Annotated in this window: 20 protein-coding genes; 9 read left to right on the top strand and 11 right to left on the bottom strand. The window is 58.5% G+C overall.

Annotated features, from left to right (window positions below; genetic code table 11):
• Window positions 1-105 precede the first annotated feature (105 nt).
• The 4 genes from mdtD (at window position 106) to yccS (ending at window position 6,743) form a co-directional block, all read left to right on the top strand.
• Window positions 106-1,533, top strand: a complete 1,428-nt coding sequence (gene mdtD, locus HU754_RS28035; RefSeq protein WP_186620002.1) for a multidrug transporter subunit MdtD — start codon at window positions 106-108, stop codon at window positions 1,531-1,533.
• A gap of 80 nt (window positions 1,534-1,613) precedes the next feature.
• Window positions 1,614-2,999 carry an ATP-dependent RNA helicase DbpA gene (dbpA, locus tag HU754_RS28040; RefSeq protein WP_093429879.1) on the top strand — a complete coding sequence of 462 codons (1,386 nt, stop codon included), beginning with the start codon at window positions 1,614-1,616 and terminating at the stop codon, window positions 2,997-2,999.
• A 142-nt stretch (window positions 3,000-3,141) separates the two neighbouring features.
• Window positions 3,142-4,320: a BaiN/RdsA family NAD(P)/FAD-dependent oxidoreductase gene (locus HU754_RS28045; RefSeq protein WP_186620003.1), complete on the top strand. Its 1,179-nt coding sequence runs from the start codon at window positions 3,142-3,144 to the stop codon at window positions 4,318-4,320.
• A gap of 230 nt (window positions 4,321-4,550) precedes the next feature.
• Entirely contained in the window at window positions 4,551-6,743 is a 2,193-nt protein-coding gene (gene yccS, locus HU754_RS28050) for a YccS family putative transporter (RefSeq protein WP_186620004.1), read from the top strand.
• 112 nt (window positions 6,744-6,855) lie between these two features.
• Here the strand turns inward: yccS and HU754_RS28055 are convergent, their stop codons facing one another.
• A complete protein-coding gene (locus HU754_RS28055; RefSeq protein ID WP_099757391.1) occupies window positions 6,856-7,593 on the bottom strand; it encodes a substrate-binding periplasmic protein in 738 nt (245 codons plus the stop codon).
• 255 nt (window positions 7,594-7,848) lie between these two features.
• Between HU754_RS28055 and HU754_RS28060 the strand changes: the two genes are divergently transcribed.
• A complete protein-coding gene (locus HU754_RS28060) occupies window positions 7,849-8,301 on the top strand; it encodes a GNAT family N-acetyltransferase (protein ID WP_099757392.1) in 453 nt (150 codons plus the stop codon).
• A gap of 186 nt (window positions 8,302-8,487) precedes the next feature.
• Here the strand turns inward: HU754_RS28060 and HU754_RS28065 are convergent, their stop codons facing one another.
• The 3 genes from HU754_RS28065 to HU754_RS28075 are packed head-to-tail and all read right to left on the bottom strand — an operon-like array spanning window position 8,488 to window position 11,470.
• A complete protein-coding gene (locus HU754_RS28065) occupies window positions 8,488-8,784 on the bottom strand; it encodes a winged helix-turn-helix domain-containing protein (RefSeq protein ID WP_093429875.1) in 297 nt (98 codons plus the stop codon).
• A 24-nt stretch (window positions 8,785-8,808) separates the two neighbouring features.
• A complete protein-coding gene (locus tag HU754_RS28070; RefSeq protein ID WP_099757394.1) occupies window positions 8,809-9,303 on the bottom strand; it encodes a M48 metallopeptidase family protein in 495 nt (164 codons plus the stop codon).
• Window positions 9,304-9,346: 43 nt separating this feature from the next.
• The gene (locus HU754_RS28075) at window positions 9,347-11,470 is read right to left on the bottom strand and encodes a putative bifunctional diguanylate cyclase/phosphodiesterase (RefSeq protein WP_093429874.1); all 2,124 of its coding nucleotides are present in this window, start codon (window positions 11,468-11,470) and stop codon (window positions 9,347-9,349) included.
• A 321-nt stretch (window positions 11,471-11,791) separates the two neighbouring features.
• Between HU754_RS28075 and HU754_RS28080 the strand changes: the two genes are divergently transcribed.
• Window positions 11,792-12,460 (top strand): polysaccharide lyase family 7 protein, encoded by a 669-nt coding sequence (locus HU754_RS28080; RefSeq protein ID WP_093429873.1) that lies wholly within the window; start codon window positions 11,792-11,794, stop codon window positions 12,458-12,460.
• A gap of 103 nt (window positions 12,461-12,563) precedes the next feature.
• Here HU754_RS28080 and HU754_RS28085 read toward each other — a convergent pair whose 3' ends face one another.
• A complete protein-coding gene (locus HU754_RS28085) occupies window positions 12,564-12,965 on the bottom strand; it encodes a hypothetical protein (protein ID WP_186620005.1) in 402 nt (133 codons plus the stop codon).
• Window positions 12,966-13,518: 553 nt separating this feature from the next.
• Between HU754_RS28085 and HU754_RS28090 the strand changes: the two genes are divergently transcribed.
• The 3 genes from HU754_RS28090 (at window position 13,519) to HU754_RS28100 (ending at window position 15,430) form a co-directional block, all read left to right on the top strand.
• The gene (locus tag HU754_RS28090) at window positions 13,519-13,881 is read left to right on the top strand and encodes a DUF6124 family protein (protein WP_095050239.1); all 363 of its coding nucleotides are present in this window, start codon (window positions 13,519-13,521) and stop codon (window positions 13,879-13,881) included.
• A 101-nt stretch (window positions 13,882-13,982) separates the two neighbouring features.
• Window positions 13,983-14,234, top strand: a complete 252-nt coding sequence (locus HU754_RS28095) for a helix-turn-helix domain-containing protein (RefSeq protein ID WP_007913766.1) — start codon at window positions 13,983-13,985, stop codon at window positions 14,232-14,234.
• Entirely contained in the window at window positions 14,231-15,430 is a 1,200-nt protein-coding gene (locus tag HU754_RS28100; RefSeq protein WP_186620006.1) for a type II toxin-antitoxin system HipA family toxin, read from the top strand. Before HU754_RS28095 ends, HU754_RS28100 begins: the two co-directional genes overlap by 4 nt.
• A 75-nt stretch (window positions 15,431-15,505) precedes the next feature.
• Here HU754_RS28100 and fba read toward each other — a convergent pair whose 3' ends face one another.
• The 6 genes from fba to tkt form a co-directional block, all read right to left on the bottom strand.
• Complete coding sequence (gene fba / locus HU754_RS28105) at window positions 15,506-16,570, bottom strand: class II fructose-bisphosphate aldolase (RefSeq protein WP_008081027.1); 1,065 nt, start codon at window positions 16,568-16,570, stop codon at window positions 15,506-15,508.
• A 251-nt stretch (window positions 16,571-16,821) separates the two neighbouring features.
• Window positions 16,822-17,154, bottom strand: a complete 333-nt coding sequence (locus HU754_RS28110; protein ID WP_186620007.1) for an MliC family protein — start codon at window positions 17,152-17,154, stop codon at window positions 16,822-16,824.
• Between the two features lie 57 nt (window positions 17,155-17,211).
• Entirely contained in the window at window positions 17,212-17,433 is a 222-nt protein-coding gene (locus HU754_RS28115) for a hypothetical protein (RefSeq protein WP_007913756.1), read from the bottom strand.
• A gap of 34 nt (window positions 17,434-17,467) precedes the next feature.
• Window positions 17,468-18,631: a phosphoglycerate kinase gene (locus HU754_RS28120; protein ID WP_007913753.1), complete on the bottom strand. Its 1,164-nt coding sequence runs from the start codon at window positions 18,629-18,631 to the stop codon at window positions 17,468-17,470.
• A gap of 12 nt (window positions 18,632-18,643) precedes the next feature.
• The gene (gene epd / locus HU754_RS28125) at window positions 18,644-19,696 is read right to left on the bottom strand and encodes an erythrose-4-phosphate dehydrogenase (RefSeq protein WP_064388120.1); all 1,053 of its coding nucleotides are present in this window, start codon (window positions 19,694-19,696) and stop codon (window positions 18,644-18,646) included.
• Between the two features lie 150 nt (window positions 19,697-19,846).
• Window positions 19,847-21,844 carry a transketolase gene (gene tkt, locus HU754_RS28130; RefSeq protein ID WP_093429867.1) on the bottom strand — a complete coding sequence of 666 codons (1,998 nt, stop codon included), beginning with the start codon at window positions 21,842-21,844 and terminating at the stop codon, window positions 19,847-19,849.
• Window positions 21,845-21,939: the final 95 nt, after the last annotated feature.

The raw sequence follows: 21,939 nt of genomic DNA on the forward strand, positions 1-21,939 counted from the left end.
ATCGACATCGATGTTGAATGAAATGGCCTCTTCGCGAGCAAGCTCGCTCCCACACTGACCGCGCTCGACAATGGATATGCATTAACTTCAACGACAAGAGGTTCCATGCCCAACCGCCCGCCTCTCGACGCCATCACCGCACGCTGGTTGCCGTGGGTCGTCGCCATTGCGTTCTTCATGCAGTCCCTCGACGGGACCATCCTCAACACCGCCCTGCCGGCCATGGCTCGGGATCTGGCCGAAGACCCGTTGCGCATGCAAGGCGTGATCATCGCCTACATGCTCACCGTGGCCTTGCTGATACCGGCCTCAGGCTGGATCGCCGACCGTTTCGGCACCAAGAAAATCTTCTTCGGCGCGATCTTGTTGTTCAGCTTCGGCTCGCTGCTCTGCGCCTTGTCGAGCAGTCTGAGCATGCTGGTCGGCGCCCGGGTGATTCAGGGCCTGGGCGGTGCGCTGATGCTACCGGTCGGGCGACTCGTCGTACTGCGCGCCTATCCGCGATCCGAACTGGTGCGGATCATGGGCTTCATCACCATCCCCGGCCTGCTCGGTCCGCTGATCGGCCCGACCATGGGCGGCTGGATGGTCGAGTACCTGACGTGGCACTGGATCTTCCTGATCAACCTGCCGGTCGGCGTGATCGGTTGCTACGCCGTGTGGAAATTCATTCCCGACCTGCGCGGCACCGAGCGCACGCGTTTCGATAGCCTGGGTTTCCTGCTGTTCGGCGCGGCGATGATCCTGATCACCATCGCCATGGAAGGCCTTGGCGAACTGCACTTGCCGCATCTGCGGGTGATGTTGCTGCTGTTCGCCGGTCTGGCGTGTCTGGCGGCGTACTGGTTGCGCGCCGGGCACATCGAAAACCCGCTGTTCGCGCCATCGCTGTTCAAGACCCGCACGTTTGCCGTCGGCATTCTCGGCAACCTGTTCGCCCGCCTGGGCAGCGGCGCATTGCCATTTCTGGTGCCGTTGCTACTGCAAGTGGCGCTGGGCTATTCACCGTCGCAAGCGGGGATGAGCATGCTGCCACTGGCGGCGGCGGCGATGTTTGCCAAGTGGATGGCACGGCCGCTGATTGAGCGGCTCGGTTATCGCATCGTGCTCACCGGCAACACCCTGGCATTGGGGATCATGCTGGCGAGCATGGGTCTGGTCAGCGAGCAGACGCCGTACTGGCTGCTGCTGTGCCTGCTGGCGATTCTCGGCGCGATCAACTCGCTGCAATTCACCGCGATGAACACGGTGACGCTGATCGACCTCGACGACGCCAGCGCCAGCAGCGGCAACAGCTTGCTCTCGGTGGTGGCGCAGTTGTCATTGAGTCTGGGCGTTGCCTGCGCCGGTGCATTGCTCGGTGGGTTTACAGCGGAGGTCGGTAACGATGGCGTGGAAACCGTACTCGGCGCGTTCCAGCTGACCTTCGTCACCGTCGGCATCATGGCGATGCTCGCCGCGACGATCTTCTCGCAACTGTCGAAGGAAGACGGCCGCCGCGCCAAACGTCCGGAAGAACACATCGAACATTAACCACTGTTCGTCCAGAACTTTCGAAGAAAGTGGCACGGGGCTGCTACACTGCGCGACATTTTGTTTTGCAGGCCAGTCCCGTGACCACCATCGCCACCGCTTTTAATACTCTGCCGCTGTCCGCCGCCATGCTGGCTAACCTCGAATCCCTCGGTTATGCCCAGATGACGCCGATCCAGGCGCAGAGCTTGCCGGTGATCCTCAAGGGGATGGACCTGATCGCTCAGGCCAAGACCGGCAGCGGCAAGACCGCCGCGTTCGGCATCGGCCTGCTCAACCCGATCAACCCGCGCTACTTCGGTTGCCAGGCACTGGTGATCTGCCCGACGCGCGAGCTGGCCGACCAGGTTGCCAAGGAAGTCCGTCGTCTGGCCCGTGCCGAAGACAACATCAAAGTCCTGACCCTGTGCGGCGGCGTGTCGTTCGGCCCGCAGATCGCTTCGCTGGAACACGGCGCGCACATCATCGTCGGCACCCCGGGGCGTATTCAGCAGCACCTGCGCAAGGGTTCGCTGGTCCTCGACGGCCTGAACACTTTGATCCTCGACGAAGCCGACCGCATGCTCGACATGGGTTTCTACGACGCCATCGAAGACATCATCGTCAAGACCCCGGAGCGCCGTCAGACCCTGTTGTTCTCTGCGACTTACCCGGTGGGCATCAAGCAACTGGCGTCGAAGTTCATGCGTGATCCGCAAACGGTGAAAGCCGAAGCGTTCCACGATGACACGCAGATCGAGCAGCGTTTCTACGAGATTTCCCCGGAAGATCGTATGAGCGTGGTGACCAAAGTCCTGCACCACTTCCGCCCGGCGTCCTGCGTGGCGTTCTGCTTCACCAAGCAGCAAGTGCAGGAAACCGTCGATCACCTGACCGCCAAAGGCATTTCCGCCGTCGGCCTGCATGGCGATCTGGAACAGCGTGACCGCGATCAGGTGCTGGCGATGTTCGCCAACCGCAGTACCTCGGTACTGGTTGCCACCGACGTCGCCGCCCGTGGCCTGGACATCGATGCGCTGGACATGGTGATCAACGTCGAACTGGCGCGCGATTCGGAAATCCACATTCACCGCGTTGGCCGTACCGGTCGTGCTGGCGAGAAAGGCATCGCGATCAGTCTGGTTGCACCGGGTGAAGCGCACCGCGCGCAAGCCATCGAACAACTGCAGAAATCACCGCTGAACTGGGATCAGGTCGATAACCTCAAGTCCCAGGGCCTCGCCCCGCTGCAACCGCCGATGACCACCCTGTGCATCGGTGCTGGCCGTAAAGACAAGGTTCGTCCGGGCGACATTCTGGGTGCACTGACTGGCGATGCCGGCATTCCCGGTGCACAGGTTGGCAAGATCGCGATTTTCGACTTCCAGGCTTATGTAGCCGTGGACCGCACCGTGGCCATGCAGGCCTTGCAGCGTTTGAACGACGGCAAGATCAAAGGCCGTTCGCTGCGCGTACGTATCCTGTAAGAACAACGTAACTCCCCTGTAGGAGTGAGCCTGCTCGCGATAGCTATCTGTCAGCCAACCTCTATGTTGAATGACACACCGCCATCGCGAGCAGGCTCACTCCTACAGTTCGTTTTGTGGTGATATTTCAGAGGACACCGTTTTGCGCTCTACCGAAGTCGTGATCATTGGCGCAGGCGCCGCTGGGTTGATGTGTGCACTGACCGCCGCCGGGCGTGGGCGTCAGGTGTTGCTGCTCGACCACGCGAACAAGGCCGGCAAGAAAATCCTGATGTCGGGCGGTGGCCGCTGCAATTTCACCAACATGTACACCGAGCCGAGCAATTTCCTCTCGCAGAACCCACACTTCTGCAAATCCGCGCTGGCGCGCTATACCCAGTGGGATTTCATCGGCATGGTCGGCAAACACGCCGTGCCGTACCACGAGAAGAAACTCGGCCAGTTGTTCTGCGATAACAAATCCAGCGACATCCTCGAAATGCTCCTGACCGAGTGCGATCAGGTCGGTGTCGAGCTGCATCTGGACACCTCGATCCAGACCATCGAGAAGATCGAAAGCGGTTACCTGCTCGACACCACACTGGGCCAGATCCAGTGCCAGTCGCTGGTGATCGCCACCGGCGGTCTGTCGATCCCGACGCTGGGCGCCACCGGTTTCGGTTATCAAGTGGCCAAACAGTTCGGCCATGAACTGCTGCCGACCCGCGCCGGTCTGGTGCCGTTCACCATCACCGATCAACTCAAGGAACTGTGCACCGAGCTGTCCGGCACTTCGGTGGATTGTCTGGTCAGCTGCAACGATCAGAGCTTTCGCGAGAACATCCTCTTCACTCACCGTGGCCTCAGCGGCCCGGCGATTTTGCAGATTTCCTCGTTCTGGGAATCCGGCGACACGGTTGAGATCAACCTGCTGCCGGATTACGACGCGGCGAGCTGGTTGCAGCAGCAAGTGGCCGAGCGTCCGAACAGTGAATTGAAAACCCTGCTCGGTGAAATCTTCACCAAGAAGATGGCCAATCTGTTGGCGGATAACTGGTTCGTGTCCAAACCGATGAAGCAGTACACCCACGCCGAACTGGCGGAAATCGCCGACAAGCTCGGCAGCTGGAAAGTCGTGCCAGCGGGGACTGAGGGTTATCGCACGGCCGAAGTGACCCTCGGCGGTGTCGACACTCGCGAAGTCTCCTCCAAGACCATGGAATCGCTGAAAAGCCCCGGCCTGTACTTCATCGGCGAAGTGCTCGACGTCACCGGGCATCTGGGCGGTTTCAACTTCCAATGGGCCTGGGCCTCCGGTTACGCCGCCGCGCAGTACGCTTAACTCAAGGCCAAATACAAAACCCTGTAGGAGTGAGCCTGCTCGCGATAGCGGTGAATCAGTCGATGAATGCATTGGCTGACACACCGCTATCGCGAGCAGGCTCACTCCTACAGTTGTTATGTGTGATGCAGTAAGGAACACTTTTTGCTGTCGGATGTGATCGGCGCCATTGCGTCGGCGTCATTACTGGCTCAATTTAGCGGCATCGCCTCGGAAGGCCCTCGCACTTCATGTCCTCGACCTCGTTTCGTCAGTCTTTGCGGCGCCTATGGGCGCTGGATAAATTCAGCTACAGCGTGCGGGTGTTCATCGCCCTGACCGGCAGCATGGCGCTGTGTTGGTATCAGGATGAAATGGGCCTGCTGATCCCGTTATTCCTGGGGATTATCGCCAGCGCCCTGGCCGAAACCGACGACAGTTGGCAGGGCCGCCTCAACGCCCTCGCCGTGACGCTGGTGTGTTTCAGCATCGCCGCGCTGTCGGTCGAATTACTCTTCCCCTACCCCATCGTGTTTGCCATTGCTTTGGCGCTGGCCAGTTTCGGCCTGACCATGCTCGGTGCGCTCGGCGAGCGCTATGGCGCGATTGCTTCGGCGACGCTGATTCTGTCGGTATACACGATGATCGGCGTTGATCAGCGCGGCGGTGCGGTCACCGATTTCTGGCACGAGCCGATGCTGCTGGTCGCCGGCGCCGCGTGGTACGGCTTGCTCTCGGTGTTGTGGCAGGCGCTGTTTTCCAACCAGCCGGTGCAGCAGAGTCTGGCGCGCTTGTTCCGTGAGCTGGGCTTTTACCTGAAGCTGAAATCGTCGCTGTTCGAGCCGATCCGGCAGATGGACGTCGAAGCCCGGCGGCTGGAACTGGCCCAGCAAAACGGTCGCGTGGTGGCGGCGCTGAACAGTGCCAAGGAAATCATCCTGCACCGCGTCGGCAACGGCCGCCCCGGCTCGAAAGTCAGCCGTTACCTGAAGCTGTACTTCCTCGCTCAGGACATCCACGAACGCGCGAGTTCTTCGCACTATCCGTACAACGCACTGGCCGAAGCGTTCTTCCACAGCGACGTGCTGTTCCGCTGCCAACGCCTGTTGCGCCAGCAAGGCAAGGCCTGCCGCGCTCTGGCCGAATCGATCCAGATGCGCCAGCCATTTATTTATGACGCGAGTTTCGCCGAAGCGCTGGGCGACCTCGACGCCTCCCTTGAACACCTGCGCATCCAGAGCAATCCGGCCTGGCGCGGATTGCTGCGCTCACTGCGCGCCCTGGCGGCCAACCTCGGCACCCTCGACCGTTTGCTCAGCGACGCGAGCAACCCCGACGCCTTGGCCGATGCAACTGACAGCAGCCTGCTCGACCGCTCGCCGCGCAACCTCAAAGACGTCTGGGTGCGCCTGCGCACGCAACTGACGCCGACGTCTCTGCTGTTCCGGCATGCCCTGCGCCTGCCATTGGCGCTGAGTATCGGTTACGGCATGGTGCATTTGATTCACCCGTCGCAAGGTTATTGGATCATCCTCACCACGCTGTTCGTCTGCCAGCCGAACTACGGCGCGACGCGGCGCAAACTCGGTCAGCGGATTTTCGGTACCGCCATCGGCCTGACCGTGGCGTGGGCGCTGTTCGATCTGTTCCCGAGTCCGTTGGTGCAGTCGTGTTTCGCCATCGCTGCCGGCGTGGTGTTCTTTACCAACCGCACCACCCGCTACACCCTGGCGACAGCGGCGATCACCATCATGGTGCTGTTCTGCTTCAATCAGGTCGGTGACGGTTACGGACTGTTCCTGCCACGGTTGTTCGATACCTTGCTTGGCAGCCTGATTGCCGGTCTGACGGTGTTCCTGTTCCTGCCGGACTGGCAGGGCCGACGCCTGAACAAAGTGCTGGCCAACACCCTGACCTGTAACAGCATCTACCTGCGCCAGATCATGCAGCAATACGCCGCCGGCAAGAGTGATGACCTCGCCTATCGGCTGGCCCGCCGCAACGCCCACAACGCCGATGCGGCGCTGTCGACAACGCTGGCGAACATGCTCATGGAGCCGGGGCATTTCCGTAAGGAAGCCGATGTCGGTTTCCGCTTTCTGGTGCTGTCGCACACGTTGTTGAGTTATCTGTCAGGTCTGGGTGCACACCGCGAGACGCAGTTGCCGGCGGATGTGCGCGAGCATTTGATCGATGGCGCCGGAGTGAAACTGGCGACGAGCATTGATGAAATCGCCCAAGGGCTGGCCAACAAGCAGCCGGTGGCGATTCAGAGTGATGAAGAAGAAGCGCTGGCCAATGAGCTGGAGCAGATGGCCGATGAGATCGATGAGGGGCAGCGGTTGGTGCAGACGCAACTGGCGTTGATCTGTCGGCAGTTGGGGCCGTTGCGGACGTTGGCGGCGCATTTGATCAAGGACACCTCAGAAATCAGCGGCGGTTGACAGGGCGTCATCGCGAGCAGGCTCACTCCTACAGGGGAACGCATTCCAAATTGTAGGAGTGAGCCCGCTCGCGATAGCGACATCTGCCACACAGAGGATTCTGGATCGACCCTCACATCCCATGCTGTCTCAACAACTTGTCATAACTCCCATCCGCCTTCATTGCCGCAATCGCCTTATCAAACCCCGCGACAATCTGCTCATGCTGCGGATTCTTCAGGCTCACCAATATATGCAGGCTGTTCTCACTCAACGGCTTGGGTAAAAACTCCACCGAATTGCGCACCTTGGCGGATTCCCGCGCCAGGTAATACTTCGCCACATACTCATCTTCCAGCGTCAGCTTGACCCGATCCGCCGCGAGCATGCGCACGGCCATGGCGAAGTTATGCACAGGGACTTTCTGCAACGCCGTGTCGGCATCGAACGGCGCCGAATAGGCGTAGCCGCGCACCACCGCAATCGGATAGGTGTGCAGTTGCTGCAGATTGGAATAGTCGAGTGGCGTGTCTTTGCGCTTGAGAAAGCGGATGCGGTTGAGCAGGTATTCCCCGGAAAATTGCCCGAGCTTGGTCCGCTCGTCGTTGTACCAGGCGTTGACCAGCACATCGTAACGGCCCTCCCCCACGCCAAGCAGCGCCCGTGCCCACGGCACCTGCTCGTAACCGCTGGCGTAACCGGCTCTGGACAGCGCGGTGCTGACAATGTCGGTGGCCAGGCCGCCGTTGACCAGCGTGTCGTCGGTAAAGGGTGGCCAGATATCAAACACCAGCCGCAGCTTATCCGCTGCAGCGGTCTGAGCCAGCAAGAGCAATCCGATCAAAGCAAAGGCTCGATGCAAACGCGGCATGCTTGAAAATCCTTAGCGGGCAAGTTGCCCAGCATGTTTTCAGCCAAAACCCCAAGGCCCCTTACCGGCAAAACCCAGGCCCTAACATTAGCTCATTGCAGCCAATGCACAGGGCTCTCCAGCAGATTACACAAAGTCACCGAGGCTGCGAGAAAGGAATGATGGCATTTTGACCTTTGTCACAGACTCTTACGCCATACAGACATCTTTGCCACAGGCGCTTAGTATCGGGCGACACGTTCAAGGAATCGGCAAATGACAATCGAATGGGTCTGCAAACATCACAGTGATCTGGGCAAGGAACAACTGTACGCGCTGTTGAAGCTGCGCTCGGACGTGTTCGTCGTCGAGCAGAAATGCGCCTATCCGGACCTCGATGGCCAGGATCTGGAAGGCGACACCTACCATCTGATGGGGTGGGAGGATGACCAGTTAATGGCGTACCTGCGCCTGCTGGATCCGGAATCCCAGGGGGGTGACGTGGTGATCGGCCGCGTGATTACCGCACCGCAGGGGCGCGGCAAAGGGCTGGGGCACGAAATGATGGAGCAAGCACTGAAACAGGCCGAGAAGCATTGGCCGCAGGTGCCGATCTATCTGTCGGCGCAGGCGCATTTGCAGGGGTATTACGGCAAGTACGGGTTTGTTGTGGCGGGTGAGGAATATCTGGAGGATGACATTCCGCATATCGGGATGCGTCGTTCCTGAAGAGCCCCTCACCCTAGCCCTCTCCCGGAGGGAGAGGGGACTGACCTTATTGTCTTGCGGCAGACATCGACCTGAAAAACCGAGTCGATTATGGATTCAGAGAAATTCGCTCAAGTCGGCGTACTTCTCCAATATCCCCCAATCGGCTCCCTCTCCCTCTGGGAGAGGGCTGGGGTGAGGGGCTTTTCAGGGATATCCCAGAACTGCCTTGATCTGCCGCAAATTACGCTCGATCCACCCACGATCAATCGCTCCCCACTCGCGAATCCGATAGCGCCCGGCGTGATTACGCGCGCCCTCTTCCTGCTCGAACTCACAAACGATATCCAGATCGGCCAACGCGGCAATCGTGTCCTGCGCCGTGCGCCGGGGCATACCGGTCACTTCGGTCAGCGTCGGCACGCTCGGCGCCAGACCGCTGTCGATCAGGTACGCCACATACAAGCGGCGGTAGAAACTGCTTTTGGTCTTGCTGACGTCCATCCCCACCTTCCTGGTTGCGTACGGTTAAGCCTGCATATCGCGCCACGTCAGGTACACACGCAGATCAAACTCGACCTGGTGATACCCCGGCAGCATGTGCTCGCACAATTTATAGAACGCCTTGTTGTGATCCGACTCTTTGAAGTGCGCCAGTTCATGCACCACGATCATTTTCAGAAAGTCCGGCGCGGCGTCTTTGAACAACGAGGCGATACGAATCTCTTTCTTGGCCTTGAGCTTGCCGCCCTGCACCCGTGAAACCGTGGTGTGCAGACCCAGAGCGCGGTGGGTCAGGTCGAGGCGGTTGTCGAACAGCACCTTGTCGATGGCCGGGGCGTTGCGCAGGTACTCCTGCTTCAGGTCCAGCGCGTAGCTGTACAAAGCCTTGTCGCTCTGCACGTCGTGTCGCCCTGAATAGCGTTGATTCAGGTAATCACCCAGACGCCCTTCGGCAATCAGTTGGCGCACCTGATCCTGTAATTGCGCGGGATAGGCCTGGAGGTACTTCAACACAGTCATGGACGAGCGACACGGTTCGAAAAGGTGCGCCAGTGTAGCGAATTCAACCGGGCAGCGCGCTCCAGTCAAACGGCTCGGCGAAGCTGACCGCGTCCTCGGCCATCAGCGGCCGCGCGACGAGGAAACCCTGCACGTATTCGCAGCCATGGGCTTGCAGCCATTGGTATTGCTCGATGGTTTCCACCCCCTCGGCAATCACCAGCAAACCGTATTGTTTGCACAGACTGATCACCGTACTGACCAGCGAGGCGTCGCGTTTGGAGTCCGGCAACCGCGCAATAAGATGGCGATCAAGCTTGAGGGTATCCAGCTCCAGATCACGCAAATGCGCCAGCGAACACGGCCCGGAACCGAAGTCATCCAGCGCCACCCGCACGCCCAGATTGCGCAGCAACCGCAGTTGTTTGCGGGTTTCGTCGGGATTCTGCATCAGCGCTTCTTCGGTGACCTCGACCTCCAGTTGCCGAGGCTGCAAGGCATGTCGTTCCATCACCTGACGCAACTCGGTGACCAGATTCGGCAGGCTGAACTGGGTGTTGCTCAAACTCACACCGAGCACCAGATCTTCGGCAAACAGGGTTTCCCAGGCTTTGCGCTGACCGGCACCACGATGATAAATCCAGCTGCCGAGGCGGCTGATCAGCCGCGCCTCTTCCAGCAACGGCAAGAACAACCCCGGCGGCACATCGCCAACGCTCGGGTGCTGCCAGCGCAACAAGGCTTCGAAGCCACGAATCTGGCCCGTGTCGATGGCCACCTGCGGCTGATACACCAAGTTGAAATCGCGGTTCTCGATGGCGGCACGCACACTTTCTTCAAGCATCAATCGCGAACGCGCCCGGCCGTTCATTTCATGATCGTAGAAACGATATTGTTGGCGCCCGGCGCGCTTGGCTTCGTACATGGCGATGTCGGAGGCACGCAGCAACCCGTCAAGGTCCGAGCCGCAGTCCGGGTAAGTGGCGATGCCGATGCTGGCGCCTAGAGCGATGTCCAACCCTTCAATCTGCTGACAGATCGACACCCGTTCGATGAGTTTTTCGGCAATCTTCGCCGCTTGCTCGGGAAACTCCAGATCCAGCAGCGCGGTAAATTCATCGCCGCCCATGCGCGCAAGAATGTCGAACGGCCGCAGACATGCCTTCAATTGCTCGGAAACCCAGCGCAACACCCGATCGCCGGCATCGTGGCCTAGCGAATCGTTGACCCGTTTGAAGCCATCGAGGTCCAGATACAGCAACACCCAACTGCTGTCGCTGCGCTCGCCACGCAGCAGCAGGTTTTCAACGGTCTGGTAAAACCCGCGTCGGTTGAGCAACCCGGTCAGTGGATCGGTCACCGCTTGAAATTCCAGTTGCTGGTGCAAGTGCCGGACCACCGACATATCGAGCACGGTCACCACCATCGCGTGTTGCTCGCTGGGCAGCGCGGCGCAGGACAGCGCCACCGGCACTTGCTGGCCGGGCGCGGTGCGCAGCAAGGCGTCGTGAAGTCTTAGCGTCTCGCCACGCCTGTAGCTGGCATAAAACTCGGAATCGGCCCACAGCGGAATGTGCGGTTTCTGCAGGTAGTCGAGAAATTCCTTACCTTCCAGTTCCTTCACCGGGGCATTGAGCAGTCGTGAAATCGCCGGGTTGGCGAAGCGGATCAAACCGTCCTCGCCCACCACCAATATCCCTTCGGCAGCGTTATCCAGCACCGAAGCATTGAAGGCGCGCGCCAACTCCAGATCATGACTCAAGCGCTGCAACGCGCGGCGATTGCGCTGATGTTCCAGCAACGCCTGAACTTTGGGCTTGAGGATCTGCGGGTCGAACGGCTTGAACAGGTAATCCACCGCGCCACTGGCATAGCCTTTGATCACGGCGTCCTGGGATTGCTCGTTGGCAGTCAGAAAGATAATCGGGGTCAGGCGCGTGCGCTGGCTGCCACGCATCAATCGCGCAACTTCAAAGCCATCCATGCCCGGCATCTGCACATCCAGCAGCACCAGATCGACGTCGTGGGAGAGCAGAATATTGAGCGCTTCGAAACCGGAGGCTGCGGTGAGGACGTGCCAATCCTGGCGCTGCAGCAACGCACGCATGCTGATCAGATTTTCAGGGTAATCATCAACGATCAAAAGGACAGAGCTGCCTTCACCTGGCGGGGGTTGCGCGCATTCCATGCTGCTTCTCTTGTCGGGACTTTCGGTCGGTTTCCGATAAAAACCGCACACATACTGAGCCTTCACTCTAGTACTGGATCCAGGAAAGCAGAAGCTGTCATCAGGCCATCATTTAACCAAAGCGTGAGTTTGCCGACTAACGGTCACCGCTGAAGCCCCCGGAAACCGGCAGAGATGGCATTTCGACAGGATGTTGACGTCAATCATCTGCCAAACGGGCATTAACAAAAAATCCCTCTACGCTTATAAAGGCCGCCCGAAAAGGCGCGGGCTAGAGCTTCTGGCACCCGCGTTCAGGATGAACTGAGTGGAAGAACCGACATGATCGACCTCGCAACCTGGAACCTCAGCGTTCCCGTTGGCAGCCCGCCATACACCGTCGAAACCTCCAAACTGGTGAACGGCTTCAAAGATCAGTACTTCCATTCCGACACCGGCACCTTGTTCTTCTGGTCACCGGTTACCGGGTCAAAAACCGAAAACGCCATCTACCCGCGCACCGAACTGCGTGAAACCTACAGCAACGGCACCCTGCGCAACTGGTATTACCCGGATGCCGACAATTCATTGCGCGCGACCGTCACGGTGAACAAAGTGCCGAGCTCCGGCAAGATCGTCATCGGCCAGATTCATGCTTATGAAAGCCAGAAGCCGATGGTCAAACTTGAATATCAGTACAAGACAAAAACCGAGACCGGCAACCTGGTGATCAAGGTGCGCATGCATCCGGACGAGGATGAGAGTCGCGTCATCACGCTGGCGACCGGGATCAAACTGGATCGCGAATTCAACTACCTCATTCACTTGAGTCCTGGCGGTGCGTTGGGTGTGAGTGCGGCGGGGTATCAGTGGGATTCACAGATCAGTGCGACGTGGCGGAATAAGCCGCTGTATTTCAAGGCCGGGGTTTATGTGCAGGACAACACCGGGTATACGAGTGAGGGTGGACAGGTGACTTTCAGCAAGCTTGATATTGATCATGACAAATAACAGGGCACTTAACTGAGCATCAATGATCGATGATCATAGAATAAAAATCGGCAGACTTTTGGAAGTCTGCCGCATGACACTGATATCGCATCAAAGACTAAGATCAACCACTTTTAAAATCAAACATCGCAATCAAAGAGAAAGCTTTTTCTTCAGCACAATAGATCACACCCTTCGGATAATCTCCGCCTCGCTCCAAACAAACAAAGCCTTTGGCACTCCTTGAATTATCAATCCCGTCCAACTCCAGCTGCACGTGGGCAACTGTGCCGGGGCCACCCAGACTGTGCGGCACGTTAAGCGAAAGTTTTTTGTCGAAGCCGGAACCAATATAGAACTCATTCCTGCCTAAATACTGAAAAAATTTAAATCTAAAATATTCTCCACTGTGTTCCAAAAACTCTCTACCACGAATTGAGACGGTAAAGCTTTCCCCCCCGGGAATTGCCAGAAACATTTGTACGTCACCAACACCAACACTGGTAACTCTTTTGTCCTTTTGCATTTTTTCCATCCTGAAAGATAACTGAGCGCCCACGATAGATCGCCAATGAACTTTCCACACCTGTAAGATCTGACAGGTTTTTATACCTAAAAAATATAGTCAGAGTCTTTTTTAGGAACTTATTCAACAAACCTGACCAGTTATCCAGCCAAAAGCTGGATACTTGGACGAACGCTCTCAAATTCGGATTACACCCAGGCAGACGCTTTATTTAAACGACACGTTTAATTTCCTCGACCGTTACTTCCGGATGCCTACAACACCTTGCGTCGTTGCCTACCACTACGCCAGAATCCGCCGGCTTGTGCGCCTGGCGGGCCATCGGTAACTTGATTCGCGTCACTGATTTCCAGTGATCGGGTTTAGTAGCCCGTGGTTACGCGATGCGCATTGGCACCATTCAGTCGGGCATAACCCGCGCTTGATGGTAGCTGTACGCAGGGCGCCTTCGGGTGCGCCGGTCGCGTCTCCCCGGTCTACTAACCTGCGTTCAGCTGCCACCCTCTTCGTTTAGTAGCGATCCGGTGTCGGCTCCATTTACCGGAGACGAAACATGATCAGATCAACGCCACACCCGCCAGAAACAGATCTCGCATCCCCTTACGAATCCCTCGATTCCAAAAAACTCAACGACGCCGCCGAGCGCGCCCTCGACCATTACCTCAAACCGTCCGCCTTCATCATGGCCAGCACGCACAAACCCGAGCCCATGTACCTCGCCAACCCGAAGTACAACACCGAATCCCTGCTGGCCAACGCCAGCGAAACCCTGGGTTCAGCCAGCGAAATGCTCAACAACTTCGCCGCCATGCTCGACACCTCACACCGCAAGACCGCGCTGGGCATCGCGCAAGTGGTCATGCTCGGTGAACTGGCGGTGAATCAGGCACTGGATCACGTTGAACTGAAGGAATAGTCGTCCACAAAAAAGCCCGTCTCACGACGGGCTTCTTGAGCCAAATGGATTAAATGTTCCGCATACGCTACATTGACATAAAAATGTGACGGTAGCGCAACATGGATTACTCTCTTTTGATTACCCGTCTCGGCATTCAATTACGTGAAAAACGTATAAATCGTGGCCTGACGCAGGCGCAGCTCGCCGATCTAGCGGGACTGACGCGATACAAAGTCATCGCGGTGGAGAAAGGCACCCTTTCTGTCGGCATGATCGCTTACGCGCGGGTTTTGGCTGCGTTGGACTGCGAGCTCTCGGTGGTTCCAGCAACGATGCCAACCCTTGAAGAGCTTGGAGATTTATTCGAATGAAAATGTCCTCTCTTCAAGTCAGTACCCCTGAAGGTAATAGCGGCAGACTGTTCAGCGATGCCGAGGATTTCACTTTCCGTTATCACGAAGATGCATCGCCACAAATGGCGATCAGCCTCTCGATGCCTGTGCGACATGACGAATTTCGTCGGCGCGAGCTGCACCCTGTTTTTCAGATGAACCTGCCAGAAGGCTATGTACTGGAGCAGTTGCGCAACCGCTTGGCCAAGACTGTGAACGTCGACCCGATGCTGCTACTGGCGCTTTCCGGCAGTACATCGCCGATTGGCAGGGTTCATGTACGCTCTGAAACCGTTGATGCATTGTTGCAGGCGCAAGAATTTCCGGGAGAAAAACTCGAAGAGATTCTCACATGGGACGGTACGGAAGATATCTTCGCCGACATGCTTGATCGCTACATCCTGCGGGCAGGCATTTCAGGTGTTCAACCCAAATTGCTGGTGCCGGAGCGGCAAGAAATAGAGTTGCCGAGAGTGACATCCAAAACCTCGGATCTGATCATCAAGAGTGGAAGAGACGAATTCCCGGGCTTGGCGATCAACGAATTCCTTTGCATGTCCATGGCGAAAGACGCGGGGATTCCCGTTCCACAGTTTTACCTTTCCGATAATGCCAAGCTGTTTGTCATGCGTCGATTTGATCGCGACGACCAGCTCAACCCCATTGGGTTTGAAGACATGGCCGTGCTGATGGGGCTGTCGGCTAATCAGAAGTACAGCAAAAGTTATGCGGCAATCGCCAAGGCTGTCCGAGTGTTTTGCCCGGTGAGACACTGGCGTACGTCGCTTGATCAACTCTTCGATAGCGTCGCCCTGAGCTGCATCGTTGGAAATGGCGACGCTCACTTGAAAAATTTCGGTTTGCTCTATTCCGAACCGACACAACGCGATGCGCATCTGGCGCCGGCTTACGACATCGTCAACACCACGGCTTATATTCCGGAAGACGTTTTGGCTCTGGAGCTGGCAGGCAACAAATCAATGTTTGCCTCGCGACAAGGGCTTCTGGAATTTGCGCAGACCTTTGAGATTGAGCAACCGAAGGAGCGTATTCAGCGATTGCTTGCTTCGGTTGAGACAATACTCGAACGTTTTTCTCACATTCGGGAACAGGCGCCTCATGTGGTCAAAGCCATTGAGCAATCGGCAGCGCCGTTTGCCATGACCTTTAGATAACTTGGTCACGCGAAAAAATCGTCAAAAAAACCCGCCTCACGGCGGGTTTCTTTTAAAGCAGTCTAACGCTCAGGCTTAGTTAACCTTGGCGTTCAACTCACCCTTCAGATAACGCTGATACATCGCTTCCAGCGAGATCGGTTTGATCTTCGAAGCATTACCGGCAGTACCAAACGCTTCATAGCGAGCGATACACACGTCACGCATTGCGGTCACGGTGGCGCCGAAGAATTTACGCGGGTCGAATTCGCTCGGGTTGGTGGCCATCAGGCGACGCATCGCACCGGTGGATGCCAGACGCAGGTCGGTGTCGATGTTGACCTTGCGCACGCCGTGTTTGATGCCTTCGACGATTTCTTCAACCGGTACGCCGTAGGTTTCTTTGATGTCGCCGCCGTACTGGTTGATGATCGCCAGCCATTCTTGTGGCACCGACGAGGAACCGTGCATCACCAGGTGGGTGTTCGGGATGCGTTTGTGGATTTCCTTGATGCGGTCGATCGCCAACACGTCACCGGTAGGTGGCTTGGTGAACTTGTAGGCGCCGTGGCTGGTGCCGATGGCGATGGCCAGAGCATCGACCTGGGTGCGTTTTACGAAGTCAGCGGCTTCTTCCGGGTCGGTCAGCATTTGGCTGTGATCCAGAACGCCTTCGGCGCCGATGCCGTCTTCTTCACCGGCCATGCCGGTTTCCAGCGAACCCAGGCAGCCCAGCTCGCCTTCTACCGAAACGCCGCAGGCGTGCGCCATGGCCACGGTTTGTTGGGTAACGCGGACGTTGTAGTCGTAGTCGGTCGGGGTCTTGCCGTCTTCGCCCAGCGAGCCGTCCATCATCACCGAGCTGAAGCCCAGTTGAATCGAACGCTGGCAGACGTCAGGGCTGGTGCCGTGGTCCTGGTGCATGCACACCGGGATGTGCGGGAATTCTTCGATCGCGGCCAGGATCAGGTGACGCAGGAATGGCGCGCCGGCGTATTTGCGAGCGCCGGCCGAAGCCTGAACGATCACCGGGGAGTCAGTCTTGTCAGCGGCTTCCATGATGGCGCGCATCTGCTCAAGGTTGTTGACGTTGAAGGCTGGAACGCCGTAGCCGAATTCGGCTGCGTGGTCCAACATCTGGCGCATGCTGATAAGTGCCATTGTGTGTGTCTCTCCCGGTTGAGGGTCGTTAATCGTGCCAGCCTGCCGGAGCGGCGGCGGCTATTCAAGTGATTGCAGATCGGGGGTTGAGGCCCGGTCTGGTGATTCGATAAAGCAAAATCCTGAGAACTACACAGAACCCTGTGGGAGCGAGCCTGCTCGCGAAAGCAATCTTGCAGTCGCTGATGCAGTGCCTGTCAGACCGCTTTCGCGAGCAGGCTCGCTCCCACATTAGAACTGTGGTGTTTCAATTACTGCGCTTTGCAGCCGCGGCCGATCAGATCATTGGTGGCGACCCAGTACACCAGGCCTTCCTCACCCTTGACGTGAAACGCCAGCATGCCGTCGCTGTACAGCGTGCCCGAGGCGCCCGGTTCTTCTTTCAGGCGATAGACCTGATCACCGCCACCCAGTCGCACGTCGACTTCCTTCTGGCCGGCATCGGCGTAGCGCCACAGCACTTTGGCCTGGCTGTCGCAGGTCCAGGTGGTCCAGTTGTCCGCCGGGGCAGAAGTCTGAAACAGGTTCAGCTGCGCGCAACCGCCCAACAATGCCAACGCCGCAATGGCGATCAAGCCTTTCATCCGTGTTCCTCGACTGACGGCGCACGCCGCCAGCCCTGAGTTAAAGAGTCAGACCCGTCAAGGACAACCATGTTCCTTGGCCGGGGTTTGCGTCTCGTATTTGTCCAGGCCGTCCGGTCCCGAGCGCTTGTTCAGCACCGGGTTGGTTTCGGCCTGCCAGTCGGCCTGATAACAGCCCTTCTGCGACTCGCTCGGCGCCGGCGTGGCTTCGGCCTTCGGGTTACTCCCGCAGGCCGCCAGCGTACCGGTCAGCAGCAACAGTGCTAACGACTTGACCATGTAAACACTCCTTTGCCTGGCCAAACGGGCGGCCTCAGGCCTTGGCCCGGCTTTCCAGGACTTCTACGGCTGGCAGCACCTTGCCCTCGACGAATTCGAGGAACGCGCCACCACCGGTGGAAATGTAGGAGATTTGCTCAGCCACGCCATATTTATCGATCGCGGCCAGGGTGTCGCCGCCGCCGGCGATGGAGAACGCCGAGCTTTCAGCGATGGCCTGAGCCAGCACTTTGGTGCCGTTGCCGAACTGGTCGAATTCAAACACGCCGACCGGACCGTTCCACAGAATGGTTTTCGACGATTTCAGCAGTTCGGCGAAGTTGGCTGCGGTTTGCGGGCCGATGTCCAGAATCATGTCGTCTGCCGCGACGTCAGCAATCAGCTTGACGGTGGCTTCTGCGGTTTCGGCGAATTCCTTGGCAACCACTACGTCAACCGGCAGTGGCACGCTGACTTTGGCAGCGATGGCGCGTGCGGTGTCGAGCAGATCCGGTTCGTACAGCGACTTGCCAACCGGGTGACCGGCCGCCGCGAGGAAGGTGTTGGCGATGCCGCCGCCGACGATCAGTTGATCGCAGATCTGGCTCAGGCTGTTCAGCACGTCGAGTTTGGTCGAGACCTTGGAGCCGGCAACGATGGCCGCCATTGGCTGAGCCGGTGCGCCAAGGGCTTTGCCCAGTGCATCCAGTTCAGCGGCCAACAGCGGACCTGCGGCAGCGACTTTGGCGAACTTGGCCACACCGTGGGTCGAACCCTCGGCACGGTGAGCGGTGCCGAAAGCGTCCATCACAAACACGTCGCACAGGGCGGCGTATTGCTGGGCCAGTTCGTCAGCGTTCTTTTTCTCGCCCTTGTTGAAGCGCACGTTTTCGAACAGCACGATGTCGCCGGCCTTGACGTCAACACCGCCCAGGTAATCGGCCACCAGCGGCACTTCGCGGCCCAGGGCCTTGCTCAGGTAGTCAGCGACAGGCTTGAGGCTGTTCTCGGCGGAGAACTCGCCTTCGGTCGGACGGCCAAGGTGCGAGCAGACCATCACGGCCGCGCCTTTTTCCAGGGCCAGCTTGATGGTCGGCAGCGAAGCCAGGATTCGCGCATCGCTGGTGACAACACCGTCCTTGACTGGGACGTTGAGGTCTTCGCGGATCAATACGCGCTTACCTTGCAGATCGAGGTCGGACATCTTCAACACGGTCATGGGTCGCACTTCCTACGGTTTTTTTGAAGTTGCTGTTTGCAGATAGTGTTCTGCTACGTCCAGCATTCGGTTGGCAAAACCCCATTCGTTGTCGAACCAGGCCAGGATGTTCACCAGCTTAGGGCCGGAAACACGGGTCTGACTGGCATCGACGATGGCCGAATGTGGGTCATGGTTGAAATCACAACTGGCGTGCGGCAGCTCGGTATAGGCGAGCAGACCTTTGAGCGGGCCACTGGTGGCGGCTTCGCGCAGGATCCGGTTGACCTCATTGGCGTCGGTCGCGGTGGCGGTCTGCATCGTGATGTCGAGGCAGGACACGTTGACCGTCGGCACGCGTACGGCTTTGGCCTGAATTCGCCCGGCAAGTTCCGGCAGCAGGCGCTCGATGCCACGCGCCAGACCGGTGGACACCGGGATCACCGACTGGAATGCCGAACGGGTGCGGCGCAGGTCTTCGTGGTGATAGGCGTCGATCACCGGCTGGTCGTTCATTGCCGAGTGAATCGTGGTGATCGACACGTAATCGAGGCCGATCGCCTTGTCGAGCAAGCGCAACAGTGGCACGCCGCAATTGGTCGTACAGGAGGCGTTGGACACCAGCAGTTCGTCGCCGGTCAGGCAATCCTGATTGACGCCGTAAACGATGGTGGCGTCGACATCCGCCTCGCTGGCCATCGGCTGCGAGAACAACACACGCGGCGCGCCAGCGTCGAGAAAACGCTGGCCGTCTTCACGGGTGTTGTAGGCACCGGAACACTCAAGCACCAGATCGACGCCCAGTGACGCCCAATCGATGCCTTCGGGGGTGGCACTGCGCAGAACCTTCACGCAGTCGCCATTAATATGCAGACAATCGCCTTCTACTCGCACTTCGCCCGGAAAGCGGCCGTGAGTGGAGTCGAAGCGTGTCAGGTATTCGATGCTGGCCATGTCCGCCAGATCGTTGATCGCGACAATTTCAAACCCGGCTTTCTCGCCTCGCTCAAACAACGCACGCAAGACGCAACGACCAATGCGGCCGTAGCCGTTGAGTGCAACTTTGAAGGGACGCGGTTGAGGCATGGGGTTCTCGATTACCGTGGTGAATCGGGTAGTGCGATATTGCCCGAACCAACGCTTTCGCGAGCAGGCTCGCTCCCACAGGGAAACGCGTTCCAATGTGGGAGCGAGCCTGCTCGCGAAGGCGTCAGCTCAGACGACATCTTTTCTGGATCAGTCTTCCAGCAGCTCTTCAGCCTGACCCAGGATGTTTTCCAGGGTGAAGCCGAACTCTTCGAACAGTGCCGAAGCCGGAGCCGATTCGCCGTAAGTAGTCATGCCAATCACGCGACCTTCCAGACCCACGTACTTGAACCAGAAGTCGGCGTGTGCCGCTTCGATCGCGATACGCGCGCTGACCTGCAACGGCAGCACGGCTTGTTTGTAGCCGGCGTCCTGAGCATCGAAAACGCTGGTGCACGGCATGGAAACCACACGCACCTTGCGACCTTGTTCGGTCAGCTTGTCGAACGCCTGAACAGCCAGACCGACTTCCGAACCGGTGGCGATCAGGATCAGCTCAGGCTCGCCTGCGCAGTCCTTCAGCACGTAACCGCCACGGCTGATGTCGGCAATCTGGCCGGCATCGCGTTCCTGGTGCTGCAGGTTCTGACGCGAGAAGATCAGCGCCGATGGGCCGTCCTTGCGCTCCAGCGCATTTTTCCAGGCCACTGCCGATTCAACGGCATCGGCTGGACGCCAGGTGTCGAGGTTCGGTGTGGTACGCAGGCTGGTCAGTTGCTCGATCGGCTGGTGCGTCGGGCCGTCTTCGCCCAGACCGATGGAGTCGTGGGTGTAGACGTGGATGACTTGTTTCTTCATCAGCGCGGACATGCGCACGGCGTTGCGGGCGTATTCCATGAACATCAGGAAGGTCGCGCCGTAAGGCACCAGGCCGCCGTGCAGGGTGACGCCGTTCATGATCGCGGTCATGCCGAACTCGCGCACGCCGTAGTACATGTAGTTGCCGCTGGCATCTTCAGCGCTGACGCCCTTGCAGCCTTTCCACAGGGTCAGGTTGGAACCGGCCAGGTCAGCGGAGCCGCCGAGCAGTTCCGGGAGCAATGGGCCGAACGCGTTCAGGGTGTTCTGGCTGGCTTTACGGCTGGCGATGGTTTCGCCTTTGGCCGCCACTTCAGCAATGTAAGCCGAAGCTTTTTCCGAGAAGTCAGCTGGCAGCTCACCGCTCAGACGACGTACCAACTCGTTGGCTTCGGTCGGGAATGCAGCGGAGTAGGCAGCGAAACGCTGATCCCACTCGGCTTCGGCCGCGCGACCTTTTTCCTTGGCATCCCACTCGGCATAGATGTCGGCCGGGATTTCGAACGGGCCGTGGTTCCAGTTCAGCGCCTGACGGGTCAGCGCGATTTCCGCATCACCCAGTGGAGCGCCGTGGCAGTCTTCTTTGCCTTGCTTGTTCGGCGAACCGAAACCGATGGTGGTCTTGCAGCAGATCAGGGTCGGCAGCGGGCTCTTGCGCGCGGTTTCGATGGCGGTCTTGATCTCTTCAGGATCATGACCGTCAACGTTGCGGATCACCTGCCAGTTGTAGGCTTCGAAACGCTTAGGGGTGTCATCGGTGAACCAGCCTTCGACTTCGCCGTCGATGGAGATGCCGTTGTCATCATAGAAAGCGATCAGCTTGCCCAGACCCAGCGTACCGGCCAGGGAAGCGACTTCGTGGGAAATGCCTTCCATCATGCAGCCATCACCCAGGAACACGTAGGTGTGGTGGTCAACGATGTTGTGGTTTGGGCGGTTGAACTGCGCTGCCAGGACTTTTTCTGCCAGAGCGAAACCGACGGCGTTGGCCAGACCCTGACCCAATGGGCCGGTGGTGGTTTCAACGCCCGGGGTGTAGCCGAATTCCGGGTGGCCCGGGGTGCGGCTGTGCAGCTGACGGAACTGCTTGAGGTCTTCGATCGACAGGTCGTAACCGGTCAGGTGCAGCAGCGAGTAGATCAACATCGAGCCGTGGCCGTTGGACAGCACGAAGCGGTCACGGTCGGCGAACGATGGATTGCTCGGGTTGTGCTTGAGGTAGTCGCGCCAAAGCACTTCGGCGATATCTGCCATACCCATAGGGGCACCGGGATGGCCGCTGTTGGCTTTTTGCACGGCATCCATGCTGAGGGCACGAATGGCGTTGGCACGCTCACGACGGCTAGGCATCGCTGATCTCCTGGGTGTGAATAGATTGAAACGGAAAAAAGGAGGGCATTTTCCCTCACCGGAGCGCCTCGGGGCAATGACAGATAGTCATCCGG

The organism is Pseudomonas zeae (assembly GCF_014268485.2).
GTDB lineage: Bacteria > Pseudomonadota > Gammaproteobacteria > Pseudomonadales > Pseudomonadaceae > Aquipseudomonas > Aquipseudomonas neuropathica.